This window comes from Streptomyces sp. NPDC054813 (assembly GCF_053611365.1).
The window spans coordinates 197,491-204,419 of sequence record NZ_JBSHAF010000007.1; the positions used below are offsets into that span (position 1 = coordinate 197,491).

The 6,929-nt window shown below is 71.7% G+C and carries 6 protein-coding genes; 2 read left to right on the plus strand and 4 right to left on the minus strand.

From position 1 onward, the window contains the following. The first annotated feature begins 348 nt into the window (after nt 1-348). Both ACWGJB_RS16425 and ACWGJB_RS16430 read left to right on the plus strand, forming a co-directional pair. Nucleotides 349-2,256: a hypothetical protein gene (locus ACWGJB_RS16425; RefSeq protein WP_453380842.1), complete on the plus strand. Its 1,908-nt coding sequence runs from the start codon at nt 349-351 to the stop codon at nt 2,254-2,256. A gap of 187 nt (nt 2,257-2,443) precedes the next feature. Next, a complete protein-coding gene (locus tag ACWGJB_RS16430) occupies nt 2,444-3,202 on the plus strand; it encodes a class I SAM-dependent methyltransferase (RefSeq protein WP_453380843.1) in 759 nt (252 codons plus the stop codon). On the opposite strand, the gene ACWGJB_RS16435 is transcribed toward ACWGJB_RS16430, so the two are convergent. The 4 genes from ACWGJB_RS16435 to ACWGJB_RS16450 all read right to left on the minus strand — a co-directional run bounded on the left by ACWGJB_RS16435 (nt 3,172) and on the right by ACWGJB_RS16450 (nt 6,685). Then, a complete protein-coding gene (locus tag ACWGJB_RS16435; RefSeq protein WP_453380844.1) occupies nt 3,172-3,915 on the minus strand; it encodes a GntR family transcriptional regulator in 744 nt (247 codons plus the stop codon). The two genes, ACWGJB_RS16430 and ACWGJB_RS16435, sit on opposite strands and share 31 nt — an antisense overlap. A gap of 120 nt (nt 3,916-4,035) precedes the next feature. Next, nucleotides 4,036-5,202, minus strand: coding sequence for a serine hydrolase domain-containing protein (locus tag ACWGJB_RS16440; RefSeq protein WP_453380845.1), 1,167 nt, complete (start codon nt 5,200-5,202; stop codon nt 4,036-4,038). Nucleotides 5,203-5,291: 89 nt separating this feature from the next. Then, a complete protein-coding gene (locus ACWGJB_RS16445; RefSeq protein ID WP_453380846.1) occupies nt 5,292-5,696 on the minus strand; it encodes a nuclear transport factor 2 family protein in 405 nt (134 codons plus the stop codon). 20 nt (nt 5,697-5,716) lie between these two features. After that, nucleotides 5,717-6,685, minus strand: a complete 969-nt coding sequence (locus ACWGJB_RS16450; protein ID WP_453380847.1) for an acetylxylan esterase — start codon at nt 6,683-6,685, stop codon at nt 5,717-5,719. Between the last annotated feature and the right edge of the window lie 244 nt (nt 6,686-6,929).

The window sequence follows — 6,929 nt, forward strand, 5'->3', positions numbered from 1 at the left end:
CCCCGCGAGCCCGCGCGTGTGCGGGGGCCACAAGCACCTGAGGCGGGGTATGAACGCCCCGCGTAAAACCCCCGGGAAAAACCGCCGCGGGGCCGGGGGGGGGGCCCCCCCCCCCCCCCGTCGTGCGTACCCACCGCCATGGACTGTGGCCACTCTGTGTAGTCGCTGTCAAGTGAGCGTGACGATCGAAGGCATCGGGTTCCGGGATGCGTGTGTGCGAGGCCTGTCCCGGGTTTCCGCAGGCTGCTTCACTCCCACCTGCACACCTCAAGTGCCTTCGTCGCCTCGGTTCCGACGGGCGACTCGTGACTCTGCGCGACTGTGCACTCCACCGTGGAAAGGCCTGCAATGACGCTGACATCTCGACGCTCCTTCCTGATCGCCGGTTCCGCCGCAACGGCGGCCGTGCTTGTTCCGGCCGCCTCCGGCACCGCCACCGCGGCGCCGAAGGCGTCGGGCAGCACGCTCTCCGTCGGCGCCGGGGAGACCTGCGAACTCGCCGCGACCACCAGGGTCAGCCGGCTGACCATCGGCGCCGGCGGCAGGATCGTCGCCCCGGACGGGTACGACATCAGCCTCACCGTCGACGGCGTGGAGACCGGCCAGCTGCTCACCGCGACCGGCGGCACCGCGACCCTCGTCCAGGCCGGCACCTACCGCGGCGACGTCGTCCTCACGGTCGCCGGGTCCAACGACGTCACCTACCAGACGCTGACCTTCCCGTTCCGGCAGGCTCTGTACGTCGGCTCCGACGGGGTCGACGCCGCGAAGTCCGTGCTGTCCGCCGTACGCGGCGGCAAGGTCACCGACACGGCCGCCCGCAACGTGTCGATCGCGTCCACCGGCGAGTGCTTCAACGGCGTCTACGTGGAGAGCGGCAGCTACACCCTGCAGAGCCCCACCATCACCCTCGACGGCAACGGTCGCTCGGACTTCGCCGGGTACGGCGCGGCCGTGGTCGGCGACGGCTCCGCGACCAGGCTGGTCGTGGACGGCGCCCGGATCAGCAACAGGGGCGTGGTCCGTACCACCGTCATCGCCGACAACGGCGCCAACGTCCTCGTCAAGGACTCCTTCCTGCGGGCCCGCAACGGCGTCCTGCCCGCCGACTACCAGGCCACCGTCGAGACCCCGTACATGGAGTCCGTGCCCTGGATGCTCGGCCTCGACGGCAACGTCCGTGCCACCAACCTGATCGGCAAGGACAGCATCGCCACCTACCTCAACTCGACCGTCTTCTCGGAGACCTGGGGTGCACTGTCGGTGGAGGGCGGCAGCGGGCTGAAGCTGACCGCGATCAACAGCCATGTCGGCAACACCGGCGACTACGGCTACGGCACCTATGCCATCGGCGACGCCACCGTCCGCGTGCTCGGCTCCCGCTTCGACGTCGGCTCCTACGCGACGATCATCGCCGGACCGGCCGCCGTCGTGCACTACGGCGACAGCACCCGCGAGGCGGTCGCCGCGCTCAACACCGAACTGGAACTGGGCCTGTCCAAGGCGGAGTTGGCGAGCGTGCCGGTACGCAGCACGGTCGTGAACTCCGGTCATTTCGGATACATGTTCTTCGGTGCCAGCCAACTCACCTTGGACGGCGGTACGGTCGTCAACTCCGAGCGGGCCACCTTCCTCAACAAGGGCCAGCAGACGGCGATATCGGTCGACGGCTCGCAGGGCGCCCGACTCAACCCGCGTGACGGTGTCATCCTCCAGATGATCGAGCTGGACGACCCGGGGCCGGTCAACGTCAACGGCAAGATGATGAACATCGGCGTCTACACCGAGCCCACCACCGACCCGGCCAAGGACTCCTCCTTCAATGTCACCGCCGTCCACTCCACCGACGGTGCCGCCACCTTCAGCTCCATCAAGGTGAAGGGCGACTTCTACAACGGCGTGCGGGGCGGCAGGAACATGGTCCTCACCTTCGAGGACTCCGGCGTAGAGGGCGTCATCTCGGCGACCAGGGCCAGGCACCGGGTGTCCTCGATCGACTCGTCCACCTTCTACGAGCTGGGCATCGTCACCAACACCGTGCAGGCCGCCGTCAACAACGGCGTCGTCGTCCGGCTGAACAGCGGCTCGACCTGGACGGTCACCGGCACCTCGCACCTGACCAGCCTCACCCTCGCCGCCGACGCGGCCGTGCGGGCGCCGCGCGGCAGGACGGTGAAGCTGACCGTGGACGGCACCGAGACCGCCCTCACCGCCGGCTCCACCTACACGGGCGCCCTGACACTCACCGTGGCGTGACACCCAGGGCACCATGGCGCAAGGCCTGGCGCCGTGGCATGACATCCGGCGCACCATGGCGTGAGGTCCGGTGCCGTGGCATGACATCCGGTGCTGTGGCGTGACACCACCCGTCCGAAGGCGCGGCCCGTCGTACGGGCCGCGCCTTCGCCGTGTCCGGCGCCGGTCGCTCCCGTAGGCTGGCCGGATGTTCAGCCCCGATGGCCCGAGTCTCCGCGAGCTCACCGTCCAGGCCCTGTCCTCGGTCGAGCGCGGCTACGACCTGCTGGCCCCGAAGTTCGACCACACCCCCTTCCGGACCCCGGACCCGGTCCTGGAGTCGGTCGCCAAGGCACTCACCCCGCTCGGCCCGTTCACGGACGGCCTCGACCTGTGCTGCGGTACCGGCGCCGGTCTGGACGTGCTGGCCCAGGTGTGCCGGAGCAGCGTCACCGGCGTCGACTTCAGCGCCGGCATGCTCGACATCGCCCGGCGGCTGCCCCCGCCCGACGGGCCGGACGTCCGCTGGGTGCGTGCGGACGCCCGGGCCCTGCCGTTCGGGCCCGCCTTCGACCTGGTCGTCAGCTTCGGGGCGTTCGGGCACTTCCTGCCCCGGGAGCTGCCCGGCCTCTTCGGCCAGGTCCACTCGGTACTGCGGCCGGACGGCACCTTCGCCTTCCCGGTGCTGGCGCCGCCCCGCCCGACCGGCCTCGGGTTCTGGATGCTGCTCGGCTTCGACGCCGTGATGCGGGTGCGCAACGCCCTGTGGCGGCCGTCGTTCGTCATGTACTACCGGGCCTTCCGACTCGGCTTCGTATTGGAGGAGTTGGAGCGGGCGGGGTTCTCGGTGCAGCTGTGCGCGCTGCCCGAGTTCGGCCGGCGCGAGGACGACAGTCCGCGCGCCCGGCTCGTCGTGGCCAGGAAGGCCGGCGAAGGTCAGCCCGCGGCCGGGACCGTGAACTCGTAGACCAGTGTGTCCTGCTGGGCGTCCACCACGAGGTCGGTGATCTCCAGCGGTCGGGCGTACTGGTCGTGCACCCGGCGGGTCACCAGGACCGAGGCCGCGTCCGCGATCTGGCTGATCGAGTCCCGGTGGTGCAGGGTGAGGCCGGCCTTGCGCATCCAGTCGTAGGCCCGCCGCAGTTGGGCGGCGGCCGTACCGTCGGCCCGGTCCCGATAGCGGCCGAGTTCCTCGACCTCCGTCAGTGCGACGGCCGAGAAGGAGGTCACCGCGGTGCGCAGGGCGCGGCCGTCGGGGGAGGCGGACTCGTAGCGGTGGACCAGGGTCGGCCGGTGCGGGGCGAGGCCGAGTGCCGCCGCGTGCTGCGGCGGTGGCTCCTCCCAGGTCACCGTGGCCCGGTCGACCGCACCGTGCTCCGTGGTCCCGGCGCCCACCGGGAACGCCAGGGAGACCGGGCTCTCCACCGGCCGGCCGTGCAGCCTGGCGTGACTGCCGCGCCGGTCGGTGGCGACCAGGCCGCTGTGGCGCAGCACTTCCAGTGCCTGCCGGACGGTCTCCCGGCTGACGCCGAAGTGCTGTGCCAACTGTCTTTCCCCCGGCAGTCGTTCGCCCGGCGGGATGGTACCGGCGCGCAGCTCGCCGAGCAGCTGTGCAGCGATCCGCCCGTACAGGGGCTGCCCTTCGCTGTCGGAGTGGTCGTGGTGGGTGGTGCGGGCCATGCCGCGCCTCCTGTTGGTGACAAGACGTAGCCGTGCGGGCTCATTGCGCGACCAGATCTAGCATTGGTCTAAACCATCAGGGAAGGGCGGCTCACAGGTTCGGCCGAAACCGAACCGGCCTCACAGACTCGCGTAGAGGGCGTTCACCAGGGCCGTCTTCCGTGGATCATCCGCGATCCGTGGCCCCATCCGGTTCATCACGTACCCCAGCGAGACCCCCGCCTCCGGGTCGGCCAGCCCGCACGAACCGCCGAACCCGTCGTGGCCGAATGCCCGCGGGTTCGGCCCGTAGGAGCCGTTCGCCCCACTCAGCCACAGGCCGAGCGCCACCTCGGTCTCGTGCTCGAAACCCGCCCCGAGCACCAGGTCACGGCAGCTGCCCTGCCCCTCGCGCACCCGCTCGGCCGCCTCCGGCGACAGCAGGCGCAGGCCGCCGTACTCGCCCCGGCCCGCGAACACGCCGTACAGCGCGGCCACCGCCCGGGCCGTGCCGTGACCGTTGGCCGCCGGGATCTCGGCCGCCCGCCACTCCGGTGTGTTCGCCGCGGACGCGCCCACCCCGGGGTTGGCCAGGGCCGCTACCGCGGCCGGCGTCAACTGGCTGAAGATCGCAGCCTGTTCACTGTCGGACGTGACCCGTGGATGGTCCAGTACCGCCGCCCGCCCGGACTCCTTCTCCGGCAGCCCCACGGTGAAGTCGATGCCCAGCGGCCCGGTCACCTCCCGCTCCAGGAACGCCCCCGGCAGCAGCCCGGACACCCGGCGCACCACCTCGCCGACCAGGAAACCGTAGGTCATCGCGTGATACCCGGACCGGGTTCCCGGCTCCCACCAGGGCTCCGTCGCCGCCAGCCGGGCGGTCGTAAGCTCCCAGTCGTACAGCTGCTCGAGCGAGTGCGGCTCGCGCAGGCCGGACAGTCCGGCGCGGTGCGAGAGCAGATGCCGGACGAGGACCCGCTCCTTGCCCGCCGCCGCGAACTCGGGCCAGTAGTCGGCCACCGGCGCGTCGAGGTCCAGCAGCCCCCGGTCGGCCAGGATGTGCGCGCACAGGGCCACCGGGCCCTTGGTCGTCGACCAGACGTTCACCAGGGTGTCCCGCACCCACGGGCGGCCGCGTTCCGGGTCCGCCCAGCCGCCCCACAGATCCACGACCGTCTCGCCGTCGACCGTCACCGCCACGGCGGCGCCCAGCTCCTCCCGGTCCCGGAAGTTCTCCTCGAAGGCCTCTCGCACCGCCGCGAAACGCGGCTCGCAGTGACCGTGGACCGGTGGCTCGTGCTCGGACATGCGTCCTCCGTCGTACGCCGGAAAACCCGGACCACGACGCTGCGGTCCGGGCATCCTGAACGTACCGACTGGTCGGACTGGAGGGAAGGTCAGCGGAGGAAGAGACCCTCGTACGGCTCCTGGTGCCCCTCAGCGGTGTGCCAGTAGTCGCGGCTCTCCACCGCCAGACCCTGCCCGTCGAAACGCACGAACACACACCCGGCCAGCGTGACCGCCGTACCGCTCTCCTCGGAGAACACCCGGAACTCGGCCACCGCGACCCCGTCGGGCCCGACCAGAGGCGCGAAGAACCGCACGTCCGTCACCCGTTCCCCTTCGAACGACCAGCGCAGATACGCGGCGAGCGCGTCCCGGCCCCGGTGCGGCTCGCGGAACGGCATCGAGCGGTGCACGCACTCCTCGGCGTACAGGGCGAGCAGCGTGTCCACGTCGTGCGCGGCCCAGCCCCGCTCCCAGACCCGGACGAACCGTTCGGCGGCCTCGCGCGTGTCCATCTCCGGCGCTCCTCCGTCTCTCAGGCGTAGGTGCGCAGCCAGCTCAGCTTCGCCGCCTCGTGGTACGGACCGCCGCCCTCGTGGTCGTTGAAGTCGTACACCTCGATCTCCTTGTCCTCGTGCGCCCAGGCGTTGAAGGCCGAGAACACCGTGGACGGCGGGCAGGTCTGGTCCTCCAGGGCCGCCGAGAACAGCGCCGGGGCCCGGCCGCGCGCCGCGAAGTGCACACCGTCGAAGTAGGACAGGGTGCGCTGGACGTCCGCCGAGCGGCCGCGGTGTGTCTTGAGGAACAGGGCGATCTCGCGGTATGGGTGACGGTCCGTCAGGGAGACGGCGCGCGGGAAGTCGCACAGGAACGGCACGTCCGGCGCCACCGCGACCAGGTCCGGGACCAGGCCGCCGACCGCGATGGTGATCCCGCCGCCCTGGCTGGCGCCGAGCGCCACCGTCCGCGCCGCGTCGGTGAGCGGGTGCGAGCGGGCCGCCTCGATCGCCCGGACCGCATCCGTGTACACCCGGCGGTAGTAGTAGTTCTCGGGCGCGTCGATGCCCCGCGTCATGAACCCGGGGAACGCCGGCGCGCCGCCCACCGGGTCGGCGGTGCCGCCCCCGCCGCCCCAGGCACTGCCCTGGCCGCGGGTGTCCATCACGAAGTGCGCCCGCCCGGTCGACGCCCACAGCAGGTTCTCGTGCGCCAGGCCGCGGCCGCCGCCGTAGCCGATGAACTCGACGATCAGGGGCAGCGGTCCGGTGGCCCCGGCCGGCAGTCGCAGCCAGCCCTTGACCGGGTGGCCGCCGAACCCGGCGAACGTCACGTCGTACACGTCGACCGTGGACAGCCCGGTGTCGACCGGCTCGAAGCGGGCGTCGAGATCGTGCTCGCGAGCCTCCTGAAGCGTCTTGGACCAGAAGGCGTCGAAGTCCTCGGGCGCCACCGACGCACTGCGGTGCTCACGGAGTTCGTCGAAGGGAAGGTCGAACAGAGCCATCAACAACCGCCTTTGGCGAAGGGATCGTGCGGATGATCACACCGTACGTCGGTCATCGGACGGGTCGCCAGGCTTCCGCAGCGCCCGGCGCCTACCGTGACCCCATGCCCACGGCCGTCGATCCGCTGGTCAGGGGCGCCAGGCTGCCCGTCGCGGGGGGGGGGGCCCGCCCCCCGCCCCCCGCGGCGGGGGCGCCCCGGGGGGGGGGGGCGCCCGGGGCGGTGGGGGGGGGGGGGGCGGGGGT

Excerpts from the sequence above, each read along its gene's own strand:
- ACWGJB_RS16435 (WP_453380844.1), bottom strand. The coding sequence starts at position 3,915 with ATGGCCCGCACCACCCACCACGACCACTCCGACAGCGAAGGGCAGCCC.
- ACWGJB_RS16445 (WP_453380846.1), bottom strand. The coding sequence starts at position 5,696 with ATGGACACGCGCGAGGCCGCCGAACGGTTCGTCCGGGTCTGGGAGCGG.
- ACWGJB_RS16425 (WP_453380842.1), top strand. The coding sequence starts at position 349 with ATGACGCTGACATCTCGACGCTCCTTCCTGATCGCCGGTTCCGCCGCA.
- ACWGJB_RS16430 (WP_453380843.1), top strand. The coding sequence starts at position 2,444 with ATGTTCAGCCCCGATGGCCCGAGTCTCCGCGAGCTCACCGTCCAGGCC.
- ACWGJB_RS16450 (WP_453380847.1), bottom strand. The coding sequence starts at position 6,685 with ATGGCTCTGTTCGACCTTCCCTTCGACGAACTCCGTGAGCACCGCAGT.
- ACWGJB_RS16440 (WP_453380845.1), bottom strand. The coding sequence starts at position 5,202 with ATGTCCGAGCACGAGCCACCGGTCCACGGTCACTGCGAGCCGCGTTTC.